The 15,444-nt window shown below is 67.1% G+C and carries 12 protein-coding genes; 3 read left to right on the top strand and 9 right to left on the bottom strand.

Features of this window, described 5'->3' with window-relative positions; all coding sequences use genetic code 11:
* Positions 1 to 20: 20 nt before the first annotated feature.
* The 4 genes from AC4D2R_RS04225 to aceB form a co-directional block, all read right to left on the bottom strand.
* Positions 21 to 803 carry a hydroxypyruvate isomerase family protein gene (locus tag AC4D2R_RS04225; protein ID WP_490937812.1) on the bottom strand — a complete coding sequence of 261 codons (783 nt, stop codon included), beginning with the start codon at positions 801 to 803 and terminating at the stop codon, positions 21 to 23.
* Between the two features lie 160 nt (positions 804 to 963).
* The gene (locus AC4D2R_RS04220; protein ID WP_490901864.1) at positions 964 to 1,797 is read right to left on the bottom strand and encodes a bifunctional allantoicase/(S)-ureidoglycine aminohydrolase; all 834 of its coding nucleotides are present in this window, start codon (positions 1,795 to 1,797) and stop codon (positions 964 to 966) included.
* On the bottom strand, positions 1,794 to 3,074 hold the full coding sequence (locus AC4D2R_RS04215; RefSeq protein ID WP_490937810.1) for a DUF6986 family protein: 1,281 nt from the start codon (positions 3,072 to 3,074) through the stop codon (positions 1,794 to 1,796). The genes AC4D2R_RS04220 and AC4D2R_RS04215 overlap by 4 nt, the downstream gene beginning before the upstream one ends.
* A complete protein-coding gene (gene aceB / locus AC4D2R_RS04210; RefSeq protein WP_490937808.1) occupies positions 3,074 to 4,672 on the bottom strand; it encodes a malate synthase A in 1,599 nt (532 codons plus the stop codon). Before aceB ends, AC4D2R_RS04215 begins: the two co-directional genes overlap by 1 nt.
* 247 nt (positions 4,673 to 4,919) lie before the next feature.
* Here aceB and AC4D2R_RS04205 point away from each other — a divergent pair, with 247 nt between their 5' ends.
* From AC4D2R_RS04205 to AC4D2R_RS04195, 3 genes are all read left to right on the top strand, one after another.
* The gene (locus AC4D2R_RS04205; RefSeq protein WP_490937806.1) at positions 4,920 to 5,681 is read left to right on the top strand and encodes an IclR family transcriptional regulator; all 762 of its coding nucleotides are present in this window, start codon (positions 4,920 to 4,922) and stop codon (positions 5,679 to 5,681) included.
* A 217-nt stretch (positions 5,682 to 5,898) separates the two neighbouring features.
* The gene (locus AC4D2R_RS04200; RefSeq protein WP_490937804.1) at positions 5,899 to 6,393 is read left to right on the top strand and encodes a nucleoside deaminase; all 495 of its coding nucleotides are present in this window, start codon (positions 5,899 to 5,901) and stop codon (positions 6,391 to 6,393) included.
* A gap of 14 nt (positions 6,394 to 6,407) precedes the next feature.
* Positions 6,408 to 7,916, top strand: a complete 1,509-nt coding sequence (locus tag AC4D2R_RS04195; RefSeq protein WP_490937802.1) for an NCS2 family permease — start codon at positions 6,408 to 6,410, stop codon at positions 7,914 to 7,916.
* Here the strand turns inward: AC4D2R_RS04195 and xdhC are convergent.
* From xdhC to pucL, 5 genes are all read right to left on the bottom strand, one after another.
* On the bottom strand, positions 7,874 to 8,749 hold the full coding sequence (gene xdhC, locus AC4D2R_RS04190) for a xanthine dehydrogenase accessory protein XdhC (RefSeq protein WP_490937800.1): 876 nt from the start codon (positions 8,747 to 8,749) through the stop codon (positions 7,874 to 7,876). The two genes, AC4D2R_RS04195 and xdhC, sit on opposite strands and share 43 nt — an antisense overlap.
* 133 nt (positions 8,750 to 8,882) lie before the next feature.
* Entirely contained in the window at positions 8,883 to 11,267 is a 2,385-nt protein-coding gene (gene xdhB / locus AC4D2R_RS04185; RefSeq protein WP_490937798.1) for a xanthine dehydrogenase molybdopterin binding subunit, read from the bottom strand.
* On the bottom strand, positions 11,264 to 12,787 hold the full coding sequence (locus AC4D2R_RS04180; RefSeq protein WP_490937796.1) for a xanthine dehydrogenase small subunit: 1,524 nt from the start codon (positions 12,785 to 12,787) through the stop codon (positions 11,264 to 11,266). Before AC4D2R_RS04180 ends, xdhB begins: the two co-directional genes overlap by 4 nt.
* 68 nt (positions 12,788 to 12,855) lie before the next feature.
* Positions 12,856 to 14,427 (bottom strand): nucleobase:cation symporter-2 family protein, encoded by a 1,572-nt coding sequence (locus AC4D2R_RS04175; protein WP_490937794.1) that lies wholly within the window; start codon positions 14,425 to 14,427, stop codon positions 12,856 to 12,858.
* 59 nt (positions 14,428 to 14,486) lie between these two features.
* Complete coding sequence (pucL, locus tag AC4D2R_RS04170; protein ID WP_490937792.1) at positions 14,487 to 15,443, bottom strand: factor-independent urate hydroxylase; 957 nt, start codon at positions 15,441 to 15,443, stop codon at positions 14,487 to 14,489.
* Position 15,444 lies beyond the last annotated feature (1 nt).

The following is a 15,444-nucleotide window of genomic DNA, read 5'->3' as shown; positions in this document are numbered from 1 at the left end:
CCTTTGGTTGGGGAGGTTGTTCAGCGGGTCAGCCAGCGGAAAGCGGTCTCCGCCGGCTCCTTGTATTCGAGGCCGATGTAGCCGGAGTAGCCGGCGGACCTGCTGGAGTCGATCCAGTCCCCCAGCGGGAGCGATCCCGTGCCGGGGGCTCCGCGGCCGGGCGAATCGGCGATCTGGATGTGCCCGAAGTCGGCGCCGTAAGCGCGGATGACGGCGGCAACGTCGTCGCCGTTCACTGCCAGGTGGTAGAAATCGGCAAGGAGCGCGATGTTGGCGGCGCCCTCAGCCCGGACCTTGGTGATCACGTCAAGTGCCTGCTGCGCGGTGCGCAGCGGGTAGCGCTCGGCTCCGCTGACGGGCTCGAGCAGCACTGTTCCGGAGACCGCCGCGACGGCCTCCGCCGCAAGGGTGAGGTTCTCGATCGCGAGGGTGTCCTGCTCCTCCGGTGTCGACTCCTCGGTGCGGTTGCCGTAGAGGGCGTTGAAGGCCCGGCAGCCGAGGCGGCCTCCGATACCGGCGACGACGTCGAGGTTGTCCCGGAATTCCTGTGACCGTGCCGGCCAGGACACGAGTCCCCGGTCACCGCCGGGCATGTCGCCAGCAAAGAAGTTGAGCCCGGTCAGCTGCACGCCGGCACCGGTGATCGCCTCCTCAAAGGCGCTTACCTCGGCGTCGGAGGGAACGGCTTCGGGGAAGGGCCACCAGAACTCGACGTTGTCGAACCCGGCGGCCTTGGCTGCGGCGGGACGCTCAAGCAGAGGCAGTTCGGTCAGGAGGATCGAGCAGTTGACTGTGTAGGACATCGGCGTTCCTAGCTTCAAAAGATTTCACTTCGTGGAAGATTATTTCCCTTATATGAAAACCCTAGGGTCGATGCGGAAGGCCTGTCAATGGCGGGGACACAAAAAAACTCCGCCGCGGATCCGGGGGTCCGCGGCGGAGCGAGGCATTGAGCCTGGACGGTCAGAGCACGATCTGCCGGTTGACGTCCTTGTAAAGCAGGTAGCGGAAGTTGGCTGGACCCCCGGCGTAGCAGGCCTGGGGGCAGAAGGCGCGCAGCGACATGTAATCGCCCTCTTCGACCTCGACCCAGTCGCTGTTTAGCCGGTACACGGCCTTTCCTTCAAGCACGTACAGCCCGTGTTCCATCACGTGGGTTTCGGCGAAGGGGATCGACGCCCCCGGCTCGAAGGTCACGACGTTTATGTGCATGTCGTACGCGAGGTCCTCGACCGGCAGCATGCGGGTGGTGCGCCACTTGTTGTCGGTGCCGGGCATCCCGTCGGGCTCGATGTCCTGTTCGTTGCCGACGACGACGGCGGGCTGGTAGCCCTCCAGCGGCTGGTAGCGCTTCCGGATCCACTGGAACTTGGCGTGGCCGGCTCCCCGGTTGTGCGCCTTCCAGCGGGCACGGGCCGGAAGGTAGGCGAACCCTCCGGGCACCAGGGAGTGCTCCACGTCGTCGATCGTCACCTCGAGGGTTCCCTCGAGCAGGAAGACAAACGATTCGACCTCGGGCTGCGGCTCGGGGGCGCCGGAGCCCCCGCCGGGCGCCACCTCCATGAGGTACTGGGCGAACGTCGTCGCACCGCCGGCCACCGGACGGTTGAGGATCCAGGCGCGGGTCCCCGTCCATTCCGGAAGCACGCTCGTGACGATGTCCCGGAGCACTCCCCGCGGTATCACCGTGTACGCCTCGGTGACAACGGCACGGTCGGAAAGGAGCGCGGTCTGCGGCGGGAGCGCGGTCGGCGGAGTGTAGTAGGAGGACCGGGTGGAGGAGGCGGGGCTTGTCATGAAAGTCCTTTGCGTTCGCGGGCCAGCCCGGGGTGAGCGAGCAGGGTCAACTGCGCGGCGTCGATGCCCGTGCGTTGTTCGATTTCATTTTCGTCGAGCGCACCGCAGAGGAGCCCGCGGTGCAGGAAGCGCGCAAGCGCCCTGGCGGTCGCCGGTTCGTCGAGCACCGTGCTTTCGAGCCGGTGAACGTAGTTGCGCAGCCGCGAGGCGGCGTGCTCGAACCCGCGCAGATAGAAGAAGTACGTGGCGATGAACCGGGTGGGCAGCTGCGCCGGATGGAGGTCCCAGCCCTGGTAGAAGCCCCGCTCCAGGGAGCGCCGGACGAGGCTGGCGTGCAGCTTCCATGCCTGGACGGTGTTGTCGGCAGAGCCGATCGGGAGGATGTTCGTCGACCCGTCGGACAGCCTCACCCCGGTTCCAGCCGCTGCCACCTGCATGACCTGCTTGGCGTAGTCAGCGGCCGGATGGTCCATTGCCTGGTAGGCCGCGGCGATCTCGAGGGAGGCGCTGTAGTCGTAGGTTCCGTAGTGGAGCCCGGACACCCTGCCGTCGCCCGAGTGGAGCAGCCGGGCCACCGGCACCGTGCCGTCGGGGCCGAGGATCAGCTGCGGGGTTTCAACCTGCACTTCGAAGCGAAGCCGCCCGTCCCCGAGCCCGTGTGCCTGTTCGAGGCGCCCGCACAGCCGGGCCATCACCTCCACCTGAGCCACGGTGCTGACCTTGGGCAGGGTCAGGACAAGTCCCTCCGGCAGTTCACCGTGCTGCACAAGGCGGGAGAGAAACAGGTCGAGGGTGCGGATACCCCGTGCCCGCGTCGGCTGCTCGAAGGACTTGAACCGGATGCCGAGAAAGGGCGGGGCGGCCGAGTCGGTGGCGCCTTCGGCAAGCTGGTCGGCCGCCGCAAGCGCTGCGGCATCCTCCTCGGCGTCGGGGCGGTTCCCATAGCCGTCCTCGAAGTCGATGCGGAGATCCTCGATCGGCTCGGCGAGCAGTTTCGCCTTCACCTTCGCACTGATCGGTCCGATCATCTCTGCGGGAAGCTCGGCGGTCCTGCAAAGGGACTCAAGGCCTCCCTGCGCCTCGACCGCGGCCAGTGCCTCCCCGCCCCAACGCGCGGCGAGGCCCGCTTCGAACCGGTCGGCCGGAATGTAGACGGTGTGTACGGGCTGGCGGGTGCCGGCGTCGCCCGGGTAGTTCCGCACCAGCAGCTCGTCGGTTTCGGCGAGCTGCTCGGTTGCGTCGGAGTAGTCATCTGCGCCGAGGACGGTCTCGGGCATCAGCGCACCAGCTCGTAGGCCGGGAGGGTGAGGAACTCGGTGTACTCCTCCGAGAGGCAGATGTCCGCGATCAGGTTGCGGGCCGGTTCGTAGTACCGCTCGAAGGTTCCGCTTTCGACCTCGGTGCGGAGTTTTTCGAACTCCTCATCGAGCAGGGCCGTGACGAGCTCCGGGGTGACGGTGTTTCCGGTGTCGGTGAGCACCGCCTTGTTGCGCAGCTGCTGCCACACCTGGGACCGTGAAATTTCGGCAGTCGCGGCGTCTTCCATCAGGTTGTGGATGGCGACGGCGCCGTTGCCGGACAGCCAGACCGCCACGTAGGCGATGGCCACATACAGGTTGGAGCGCAGGCCCGCTTCGGTGATCGAACCGCCCGCGGAACGGACGTCGAGGAGGTCCCCTGCGATGACGCTGACGTCGTCGCGCTGGCGGTCAAGCTGGTTGGGCTGGTTTCCCAGCACCGCGTCGAACACCTCCCTGCACACCGGCACGAGGTCGGGGTGTGCCACCCAGGAGCCGTCGAAGCCGTCGTCGGCTTCACGGGTCTTGTCGGCCCGCACCTTGGCGAAGGCTTCCTCGGTGACGTCGGGTTCGCGCCGGTTGGGGATGACGGCCGCCATGCCGCCCATGGCGAAGGCGCCCCTGCGGTGGCAGGTTTTCACGAGGAGCTCGGTGTAGGCGCGCATGAACGGGGCGGTCATTGAAACGCTCGCGCGGTCCGGCAGCAGGTAGGCGGGTCCGGCGTCGCGGAAGTACTTGATGATGCTGAAGAGGTAGTCCCACCGGCCGGCGTTGAGCCCCGATGCGTGGTCCTGGAGCTCGTAGAGGATCTCGTCCATTTCGAAGGCGGCGGGGATCGTTTCGATGAGCACTGTCGCACGGATTGAGCCGTGAGGCACTCCTACGTATTCCTGGGCGAAGACGAAGATGTCGTTCCACAGCCGGGCCTCGAGGTGGCTCTCGAGCTTGGGCAGGTAGTAGTAGGGTCCGCTTCCGGTGTTGAGGAGCTGCCGGGCGTTATGGAAGAAGTGGAGGCCGAAGTCGACGAGGGCGCCGATGGCCGGCCTGCCGTCGATCAACACGTTCTTTTCGGGGAGGTGCCATCCGCGCGGACGGGCAACGACGACGGCAAGGGGCGCGTCGAGGCGCAGTGAATACTCCTTGCCTTCCGGCGAGGTGTAGTCGAGCCGGCCGCGGGCTGCCTGATAGAGGTTCAGCTGCGAGTCGACAACATTGTGCCAGGTGGGCGTGCTTGCGTCCTCGAGGTCGGCGAGCCAGACCTTCGCCCCGGAGTTGAGGGCGTTGATTGCCATCTTTGCCGGGGAGGCGGGTCCGGTCATCTCCACCCGGCGGTCCCGCAGGTCCGGCGGCGCCGGCGCCACGTGCCATGCTCCGTCGCGCACGCCCCGGGTCTCGGGGAGGAAGTCGAGCCGGCCGGTCCTGGCGACCTCCGTCCGGCGGGTGACGCGGGCCGCGAGCCGCTCGTCCCGCTCGGCGCGGAACCGCAGGTGCAGCTGCTCCACGAACTCCAGTGCTTCGGGGGTAAGGATTGTGTCCGCCCCTTCGACGGGCGCGGGATCGGTCAATTCGATGGCCATGCTTTTCGCTCCTCGGGATCGTCGGTGCCGCCCGTCAGCGTGCCGCTGCCCCGGCATCGTCGCCGAACAGCACAGTACCGCGCTGAAGTTTTCGTATTATGGATATTATTGTCTGCCACGTGGAAGCACAAGGAAGAATGCTCCGACACGGGGGTGTTTCGTCATGCTGGACCAGAAATAGATTCCACGATGCGGATAAGCGATATCATGAACCAGTAACCGGCGGCGCAAAACACCAGGAGTATTCATGACGGAAGCCCCAGCCCGAGGCGGCGTGCAGTCCGTCGAACGCGTCTTTGAACTGCTCGAGCTGATCACCGACGCCGGGGGCGAGGTGACCCTCAGCGAGCTCTCGTCGTCAACCGACCTGCCGCTTCCCACTATCCACCGCCTGCTGCGCACCCTCGTGGGCAAGGGCTACGTCCGCCAGCTGCCCAACCGCCGCTACGCCCTGGGGCCCCGGCTCATCCGGCTGGGAGAGGGAGCGAACAAACAGCTTGGCGCCCTCGCCCGGCCCCAGTTGAAGTACCTCGTCGACAGTCTCGGTGAAACCTCGAACATGGCCGTCCTCGATTCGGACATGGTCGTCTACATCGCGCAGGTGCCGTCCTCCCACTCGATGCGAATGTTCACCGAGGTGGGCCGGCGGGCGCACACGCACGATACCGGCGTCGGAAAGGCCATCCTCGCCCAGCTCGACGACGAGGCGGTGCGCGCCATCGTCGCCCGCGCGGGAATGCCCACTCCCACCGAGAAGAGCATCGGCAGCGTCGATGCACTCCTGGCGGAACTCGGGAGGATCCGCGAGCGCGGATACGCAATCGACGACGGCGAGCAGGAGCTGGGGGTGCGCTGCTTTGCGATTGCAGTTCCCAACGCCCCCACCCCTACGGCGATCTCCGTCTCGGGACCGGTGAGCCGGGTGGACGAGGACTTTGCCGAGCGCGCCATCCCCTTCCTCAGCAAGGCGGCGCAGGCCATCTCGGACGACCTCAATGGCGTCTCCTAACTTCCACATTGCGATAAAACTTTTTCAGAAATAGTGTGTTCCGCGTCACATGATGGTGTTACAGTCTGAGGACGAAGCCAACGGCGGGCACCCCTCCCGGGGGTAGCTATCTACCAGGCGGACCTGCAAGCCAAATCCCCGCAGCAGTCTTGCCAAGCCACCTGCCCCGTTCGGCATCGGTGGTGCGGAAGGGTTGTTGCCTCGCTTGGGAGGACCTGTGAGCACCACAACCAAGGAAGAGCAGTATCTGGGGGAGGCAATCTCCCTCGCCATAGCCAATGTCTCAAACGCCGGCGGCCCGTTCGGCGCCGTCATCGTGACTCCGGACGGAAGCGTCTTCAAAGGCGTCAACCGGGTCACGGCGACGAACGACCCGACGGCCCACGCCGAAGTGATGGCCATCCGTGCCGCGTGCACCGCCATTTCGTCGTTCGACCTCTCCGGCTGCGTGCTTTATTCAAGCTGCGAGCCGTGCCCCATGTGCCTCGCGGCCGCCCTCTGGGCCCGCGTTGACCGTGTTGTGTATGCCGCCGACCGCGATGATGCAGCTCGCGCCGGCTTCGACGACGCCGTTTTCTACGACTACTTCTCCACCCCGGTCGAGGAACGCTCAATGTCGTCCCTCCAACTCCTCCCCTCACCGTCCGGGGGCTTCGACGCCCGTGCGCCTTTTGACGCCTGGACCTCATACACCGGCCGCGTGGCCTACTAGGAAGGCGCAGCGCCATGGCACTCACGACGCGCGACAATGAATCCCACGACGGGCGCTCCCCACGGGGTGCCCGCCGCCGCCCGGCGGACGGAGGACGCTTCAGCTCGGTCGACGCCTTCTTCCAGATCACCGAACGTGGCTCCAACAAGGCCCGCGAAGTGCGCGGCGGGCTTGTCACCTTCTTCACGATGGCCTACATCGTCATCCTCAACCCGCTCATCCTTGGCGGATTCAGCGCCGACGCGGCAGCAACCGACGTCGAGGGCGGGTGGCTTGCCGCCGCGCAGGTGGGCGCCGTCACCGCCCTGACGGCGGGGGTGATGACGATCCTCTTCGGCATGGTCGCCAACCTGCCGTTCGGCATCGCGGCGGGGCTGGGCATCAACTCCTTCCTCGCCGTCTCCGTGATCGGCGAGGTGACCTGGGCCGAGGCGATGGGCCTCGTCGTCATCAACGGCCTGCTGATCGTCCTCCTTGCCGTCACCGGGGCCCGAACGGCGATCTTCAACGCGGTTCCCCCGGAGCTCAAAGCGGCAATCACCGTGGGCATCGGCCTGTTCATCGCATTCATCGGCTTCGTCGACTCGGGCTTCGTCAACCGGACCGAGGGCGGGCCTCCCGTTCAGCTCGGAGACAACGGCTCGATCACCACCATGCCGACCGTCGTCTTCCTGATCGGCCTGATCACCATGGGCATCCTCGTGGCCCGGCAGGTCAAGGGCGGGCTGCTGATCGGCATGATCACCACGACGATCGTCGCCGTGATCATCGAGGCCTTCCTGAAGCTCGGGGCCGGCGGCCCCGACAACCCCGGCGGGTGGCACCTCAACGCACCGGCAGTGCCCGGCGGCATCGTCTCGGTCCCGGACTTCGGGCTCCTGGGGCAGTTCAGCTTCGGCGCCTTCGACCGCATCGGCGTGCTCGCCGCAACGATGCTTGTGTTCACCCTGGTCTTCACCAACTTCTTCGACGCGATGGGCACAATGACCGGGCTTTCCAAGAGCGCCGGCCTCGCCAACAAGGAGGGGACCTTCCCCCGCCTGAAGTCGGCACTGATCATCGAAGGCGTCGGCGCGGTGGCCGGGGGCTCGACGTCGTCCTCCTCGAACACCGTCTACATCGACTCGGCTGCCGGCATCGGTGAGGGCGCCCGCACGGGTCTCGCCTCGGTGGTCACCGGCGTCTTGTTCCTCGCCGCGATGTTCCTCACCCCCCTGACGGCGGTGGTTCCCTTGGAGGTTGCCGCGGCTGCGCTCGTCGTGGTCGGGGCGATGATGGTGGCCCAGATCCGGGAGATCGACTTCTCGATCTTCTCGGTGGCGCTTCCCTCGTTCCTCACCATCGTCACAATGCCGCTGACCTACTCCATCGCCAACGGCATCGGGGTCGGCTTCGTCACCTGGGTCCTCATCCGTGCCGGCTCGGGCAAGGCGCGCGAGATCCATCCCCTGCTGTGGGTTGTTGCAGCGGGTTTCCTGGTCTACTTCGCCCGCGGGCCGGTGACCGCCTGGATGGGCGGCTGAACCGACGTCGCAAGATCCGCTCCGGAAACCCTCGCCTCTTCGGAGGCGAGGGTTTTCAGCAGTTCGGCGGCAACGCTGACGGCGATGACGGCGGGTGCCTTTCCCTCGAGGCCGGGAAGCCCGATGGGGCAGGTGATGGTGTCGATGACGGCGTCGGCGTGCCCCTCAGCGCGCAGCCGCTGACGGAACCGCGACCACTTGGCGCGGGAACCGATCAGCCCGACAGTGCCCAGGTCGGCCCGGCGCAGCGCAGCGTCGCACAGCAGGAAGTCCTCGGCGTGGTCGTGGGTCATGATGAACACGTGCGAGCCGGCCGGCAGCGTGCCCAGCACGGCCTCCGGGGCCGGACCGGCCGAGGGCCGGACGTCGGCGGTGCCGGCCCTGACATCGGCCAGGCGCGCGGGGCTGACCTGGTCGGGCCTGCTGTCAACAAGGTGAAGCTGCAGGGGCAGGCGGGAGAGGATCCGGGCCAGCTCGTACCCGACATGGCCAACGCCGAACACGGCGACAGTGGGGCGCGGCAGGAACACTTCGAGGAGGACCCGGACACCGCCACCGCAACACTGCCGTCCGTGCTCGGTGGGGGCATGCTCGTTGAGCGCGAACTCAAGGGACTCCGGGCCCGAGGCGCCCGCGGCGAGCAGCGCCCGGGCGCGCTCGACCACGGTGGCCTCGAGGTTGCCGCCGCCGATGCTGTCCCACGTGGCCCCGGCGCCCACAACCATCTTCGCCCCGGCTTCCCGGGGCGCGTGGCCGCGCACCTCGGTCACCGTGGCGAGGACGCCCGGTGATCCGTCGGCGCGCAGGGCCTGCAGCGCTGTCAGCCAGTCCATGTCACTCCGTCCATGTCACCCGGTCCATGTCACTGCTTCCACATCACTCTGTTCACATCAGCTGGTCACTCGGTTCATGCCGTCCGGCCTGCATCTCCCGGGAAATGTCGCCCTGCAAATATCACTGGAGATATCACTGCGCCGATGCGGGAACCGAAGCTTCAACCCGGACCCCGTCGGCCTCCGCGGTGGCGTTCCGTGCCTGCTCCACCGCCCAGTAGACGGCCTCAGGGGTCGCCGGGCTGGCCAGCTCGACCGTCCGGGCACCGGGTCCGAAGGCGCCGGCGGCTTCGCGCAGGGCCTCCCTCACGCTCAGTGAGAGCATGAAGGGCGGCTCCCCCACCGCCTTGGATCCGTAGATGACCCCGCTCTCGGTTGCACGCTCGAAGAGGTGGACGTTGAACTCCTCAGGCATCTCGGAGAAGCTTGGCAGCTTGTAGGTGCTCGCCGACTGTGTGTCGAGCCGCCCGCGCCGCTGCCCGTCGGAGACGTCCCAGCGCAGCTCTTCGAGCGTCAGCCACCCTGCGCCCTGCACGAAGCCGCCCTCGATCTGACCGATGTCGATGAGCGGCGAAAGGCTGTCACCGACGTCGTGGACGATGTCGGCCCGCAGCAGCCGGTAGGCCCCGGTGAACCCGTCGACCTCCACCTCGGAGACCGCGGCCGCGTAGGTGAAGTACTTGAACGGCTCGCCCTGCATGCGCGCGCCGTCCCAGTGAAGGCCTTCGGTCCGGTAGTACCCGGCCGCCCAGAGCGATACGCGCTGGAAGTATGCGTCGTTCACGAGGTCGGCGAAGGCGATGTCCCGGTCGGTGAAGCCGATTCCCGTCACGATCCCGTTGTCGAACCGGACGTCGGCGGGGTGGATGTTCAGCTTCCGGGCGGCCACCTCTGCGAGGCGGTCGCGGATCTGGTCGCACGCGTTCCGGATCGCGGCGCCGTTGAGGTCGGCACCGGAACTCGCCGCCGTCGCCGAGGTGTTGGGCACCTTGTCGGTGCGGGTCGGCGCGAGGCGGACGGTCTCAAGGGGAACGCCGAGCGCCGTCGCAGCCACCTGGCGCATCTTCGTGTGGAGTCCCTGGCCCATTTCGGTGCCGCCGTGGTTGATCAGCACCGAGCCGTCCTTGTAGACGTGGACGAGCGCCCCGGCCTGGTTGAACGCTGTGAGGTTGAAGGAGATGCCGAACTTCACGGGGGTGATGCCCAGCGCGCGGCGGACGTGGCGGTGCGACGCATTGAAGGCTGCGATTCCGGCACGGCGGTGCTCAACGTCGGCGCGCTTGAGCAGCTGCTGCCACACCATGTGGAGCCGCTCGGCGTGCCGGACGGGCTGTCCGTAGGGGGTCGCCTGACCGGGCAGGTAGAAGTTGCGCCGGCGCAGCTCGCTTGGCTCAAGCCCGAGCAGCGGCGCGCACCGGCCCATCACTTCCTCGATGACGAACATTCCCTGCGGGCCGCCGAAACCGCGGAAGGCCGTCTGCGAGGTTTTGTTGGTCTTGGCGATGCGGCCGTGGACCTCGACGTTGGGAATCCAGTAGGAATTGTCGATGTGGCACAGGGCCCGGGCGAGGACAGGCTGGGACAGGTCGAGGCTCCACCCGCCGTCGCTGGTGAGTGTTGCCTTCAGCGCAAGGAGCTTGCCGTCCTCGTCGAATCCGGCCTCCCAGGTCGCGGCGAACGGGTGCCGCTTGCCCGTCATGGTGATGTCCTGCGTGCGGTTCAGCCGCAGCCGCACCGGCCGCCCGGTCAGGGTGGCGCCGAGTGCCGCGATGGCGGCGAATCCGTGCGGCTGCATTTCCTTGCCGCCGAAAGCCCCGCCCATGCGCAGGCATTGCACCGTCACCTCGTGGCTGGAAAGCCCGAGGACGTGGGCAACGATTTCCTGGGTTTCGGTGGGGTGCTGGGTGCTGCTGTGGACGAAAACCTGTCCGCTCTCGTCGACGTAGACGAAGGAGGCGTGCGTTTCGAGGTAGAAGTGCTCCTGCCCGCCGAACTCGACCTCCCCGCTGAACCGTCGGGCGGCACCCATCAGGGCGGTGTCGGCGTCGCCGCGGGCGACAGTGGGCTGGTCGCCCTGGAAGCTCTCCTGCTCGATTGCTTCGGTCAGGGTGAGGATCGAGGGCAGCGGTTCGTAGTCCACCTCGACGGCCTCGGCCCCGAGCCGTGCTGCCTCGAGGGTGTCCCCCAGCACCCAGCACACGGCATGGCCGTAGTACATGACTTCGCTGGGGAACAGCGGTTCGTCGTGCTTGGTTCCGGCGTCGTTTATGCCGGGCACATCGGCACCGGTGAGGACCCGGACCACGCCCGGGACCGCCAGGGCGCCCCCGGTGCGCAGTGCGCTCACGAGGGCGTGTGCGTGCGGGGCCTGGACCGGCCAGGCGTGGAGAACGTCCTGGCTGCGGATGGGGAGGTCGTCGGTGTACAGGGCTGTGCCCGTGACGTGGAACGCCGCACTCTCGTGGGCGACCGGCACTCCGACGACGGGGTTGATTGGGCGGTCGGCAAGGGATTTCACCGGGTCACCTCCAGGGTGGGTGCTGAGCTTGTCTGTGCGTAGAACCGCAGCATCGACTTTCCGAGCATTGCCGAGCGGTAGCGGGCGCTGGCCCGCAGGTCATCGATCGGGGTTCCCTCGGTTTCCATCACCGCGGCGGCCGCCGTGGCGGTTTCCTCGGTCCACGGCCGGCCGATGAGCGCCTCCTCGGTCCGCAGGGCCCGGATCGGTGTTGCAGCGATCCCGCCCATGCCGATCCGTATCGAGGCCACAGTGCCGCCGTCGAGGCGCATCGCGAAGGCGACGGCGACGCTTGAGATGTCGTCGAAGCGCCGTTTGGCGATCTTGTAGAAGGCGGTGCTTTCGGCGAGGGGAAGCGGGACGTGCACCGCGCGCAGGACCTCCCCGGGCTTTCGGACGCTTTGGCGGTAGCCGGTGAAGTATTCAGCGAGCGGCACGTCCCGCTCCCCTCCGGAGGAGGCGAGGACCACCGACGCGTCGAGGGCCAGCAGCGCCGGCGCGGTGTCACCGATCGGGGACCCGGTGGCGAGGTTGCCGCCGAGGCTCGCGGCGTTGCGGATCAGCCGTGAGGCGAACTGCGGGAACAGCTGGTTCAGCAGCGGCACCCGCCCGGCCAGCCCGCGCTCGGCTTCCGAGAGGGTGAGCGCAGCCCCGATTTCGATGCGGTCGGTGCCGACTGTGAGCGTCCGCAGCGGCTCAAGCCGGTCGATGGCGATGACCATTGGGGGCCGGACGTGCCGGATGTTGACGTCGACTCCGGCATCGGTGGCACCGGCCACGACCTGGGCGCCGGGGTTCTGCTCGAGCAGCTCGAAAAGCTCCTCCATGCTGGTCGGCCGCACGAACCGGGATCCGTTGCTGCCTGCCCGGGTGTTCCGCGCGTCGGGAGCCGGGCGTTCCTGGCGCTGCAGCAGGGTGTCGTTCTCCGCCGGGGCACCAAGCGCGTAGGCCGCGTCGCGGATCGGCCGGTAGCCGGTGCAGCGGCAGAGGTTGCCGCTGAGGGCGTGGAGGTCGAACCCGTTGGGCCCGCTCTCGTGGTCGGTTGCATGTTCCTCCCCGACCACCGCCGTGCCGGTCTCCACCCGATCCCCGGACCCCGTTGCGTCCCGCTCGGGGCGGTAGTATTCGGCAGCCATTGAGCAGATGAAGCCCGGGGTGCAGTAACCGCACTGGGAGCCTCCCCGGTCCGCCATCTCCCGCTGCACGGGGTGGAGGTCCTCCTCCGCGCGCGGGCCCGGCGCGGTGCCGAGGCCCTCGGCGGTGAGGATTTCCTGCCCGTCGAAGGCCAGCACCGGCGGCAGGCAGGCGTTGACCGAGGTCCACCGAGTGCGCCCGGATCCGTCGGGGCGGGCGACCATCACGGCGCACGCGCCGCACTCACCCTCGGCGCAGCCTTCCTTGGCTCCGGTCAGGCCTTCGGCGCGCAGCCAGTCGAGCAGCCGCTCGTGCGGGTTGACCCCGCCGCAGGGCCGGACCTCGCCGTTGACCGTGATGTTGATAGCGTCAGTAGTGCCGTCCATGCTTTCCACTCCTCAGCGGTGTGAGCAAACTATACAACTCGTGGAAGTGGGCTTCCACGATCCGGATATCAGCGGGGCTGCTCCGGATGGTCGGTCTCGCAGGCCCGGCGGACATCGTCGATCGTGCGGATCTCGCCCTTGTCAATCTTTTCCTTGACCATCGTGTACCGGGCAGCGTCGACAACCGGAACTTCGGTGCCCGAGGCGTCGATCAGCTTGCCGTCCTGGTAGTAGTCACCGTCCCGGAATCCCTGGAGCTCCTCGGCCCGGACGACGCGCGGCGGGCTTGCCGCGAACACCGACTGCTGGCTTGAGTTGCCGGCCTTCAGGTGGTTGAAGAGCAGGTTGAGCAGGACGGCCATGATCGCGGCCGAGCTGATGCCGGAGTGGAAGATCACGCTGAACCAAGTGGGGAAAGCGTCGTAGAAGGTCGGTGCGACAACCGGAATCATGCCGAAGGCCAGGGACACGGCAACGATGACAAGGTTCATGTTGTCTTTGTACTCGACCTTGGCGAGGGTGCGGATACCGCTGGCTGCGACAGTGCCGAAGAGGACGACCCCGGCCCCGCCGAGCACCGGCGTGGGCACCGCGGCGACGATCCGCGCCAGGATGGGAAGCAGCCCGAGGACGAGCATGATGACGCCGCCTGCCGTCACCACGTAGCGGCTCTTGACCCCGGTGATCGCGACGAGGCCCACGTTCTGGGCAAACGCCGTCTGGGTGAATGAGTTGAAGACGGGGGCGACGGCGCTCGAGAGCATGTCGGCCCGCAGGCCGTCGGCGATGCGCCGGGAGTCGACCTTCGTTCGTGCGATCTCGCCGACGGCAAGGATGTCCGCGGTTGTCTCGGTCATTGTCACGAGGACCACGATGACCATTGAAATGATTGCCGCCACTTCGAAGGTCGGCCAGCCGAAGGCGAAGGGGCGGGGAACGGCGACGACGTCGCCCTCGGCCACGCCGGAGAAGTCGGCAAGCCCAAGGATTGCGGCGATGATCGTTCCACCGACGATGGCCAGGAGGATCGACAGCCGGGAGATGGCCGAGCTGCCCAGTTTGCTGAGCAGCAGGACGAGGGCGAGGGTGCCGGCGGCGAGTCCGATGTTGGAGAGCGAGCCGTAGTTCTCGGCCGCAGGGTTGCCTCCCATGGCCCAGTTCGCGGCAACGGGCATGAGCGTCAGCCCGATCGTGGTGATCACGATGCCCGTCACGACGGGCGGAAAGAACTGGATGATTTTCGCGAAGAACGGCGCGACGATCAGGCCCAGCAGCGACGCAACGAGCACCGAGCCGAACACCGACTGGATTCCGCCGCCGGCATTGAGGATGGCGATCATCGTGGCGACCCCGGCGAAGGACACCCCCTGGACGAGGGGGAGCTGCGAGCCGAAGAACGGTACGCCGAAGCTTTGGAGGATCGTCGCGGCGCCTCCGATGAAGAGGCAGGAGGCGATCAGGAGGGCGATCTCTGTCGAGTCCATGCCGGCCGCGGATCCGACGATCAACGGGACGGCTATGATCCCGCCGTACATGGTCAGGACGTGCTGCAGCCCGTAGGTGAAGGTCCGTCCGAGGGGCAGTCTTTCGTCTTCGGGGCGTGAACTTGCTGAGTTACGAGTGGTGCTGAATGCTTTCATAGCTGACTTCCTTGTCCGCTTGATGGTTGCCTGCGCCGGGAGCCTGATCCCGGCCTTGTTCAGCAGAAGCCGGGGACGTGGGCCCAGACTCCGGGTTCGCCGGTGCTGCCTTCGCGCTCGACCGTTGCCTCGATGAGCCCGTAGGGCCGGTCAGCCGCGAAGAACACTTCGTTGGGGTTCTCGAGCCCGAACGGTGAGAGGTCGACCAGGAAATGGTGCTTGTTGGGAAGGGAGAGCTTGACTTCCTGGATTTCGGGATGGGCCTCGAGGACGTTCTTGCCCATCTGGAACATCGTCTGCTGGAGTGCGAGCGAGTGCGTGTTGGCGAACGCGTCGAGGAGGATGCCGCGCACGCTGGTGTACAGGGCGTTGAAGTCGACGTCGAGGGTGTTGTACCGCCACCGGGCCGTAACGTCCGTGGCAAGGATGCGGTCCGTTGTCTCGGCGAGGGTGGTGTAGCGGTCGCGCGGGAATCCGGAGAATTCCGAGCCCGTGGACTTCAGGACGGTGAGGTCCTGGATCCCTGCGACAACATGCCTCCGCTCCCCCTCGACAACCAGCACGGCTGTGCGGGTTTCGGACTTGTTCCGGGAGAAGGCGTGGTCGTGGTCGGAGATCCGGTCCCAGAAGTACTGCTCGGCCGACCATCGTCCGCCGCTCACCCAGTCGAAGTTCGAGGTGAAGTGGTCGGCGAGGCGCATCAGGAAGGCCTCGGGCGAGCCGATGCCGTCCTTGGCGAAAGCGTAGACCGTGTTTTTCTGGGTGTCGGTTGCCACAACGTGGGAGTTGTTCCCCTCGGTGTGGGCGGACTCGAAGTCACCGTGCAGCTGCGAGGTGACATTGAGGTCCTCGATCGTGTGGCGGGCGGTGTCCCTCGTGATCCTCACCAGCCGGACCTCGGCCTTGCCGTACTGGTTCTGCCCCAGCACGATGCGTGCCGGCTCCCCTGCGCCCGGGATTGTGCCCTGCGCTGCGTTGCGACCGGTGGTCGGTGAAGTGGTGCTCTGAGACGTCATT

The organism is Arthrobacter sp. TJ-217 (assembly GCF_058269255.1).
Note: the sequence above shows the minus strand (reverse complement) of the source record. Positions and strands in the feature narration are given on the sequence as shown.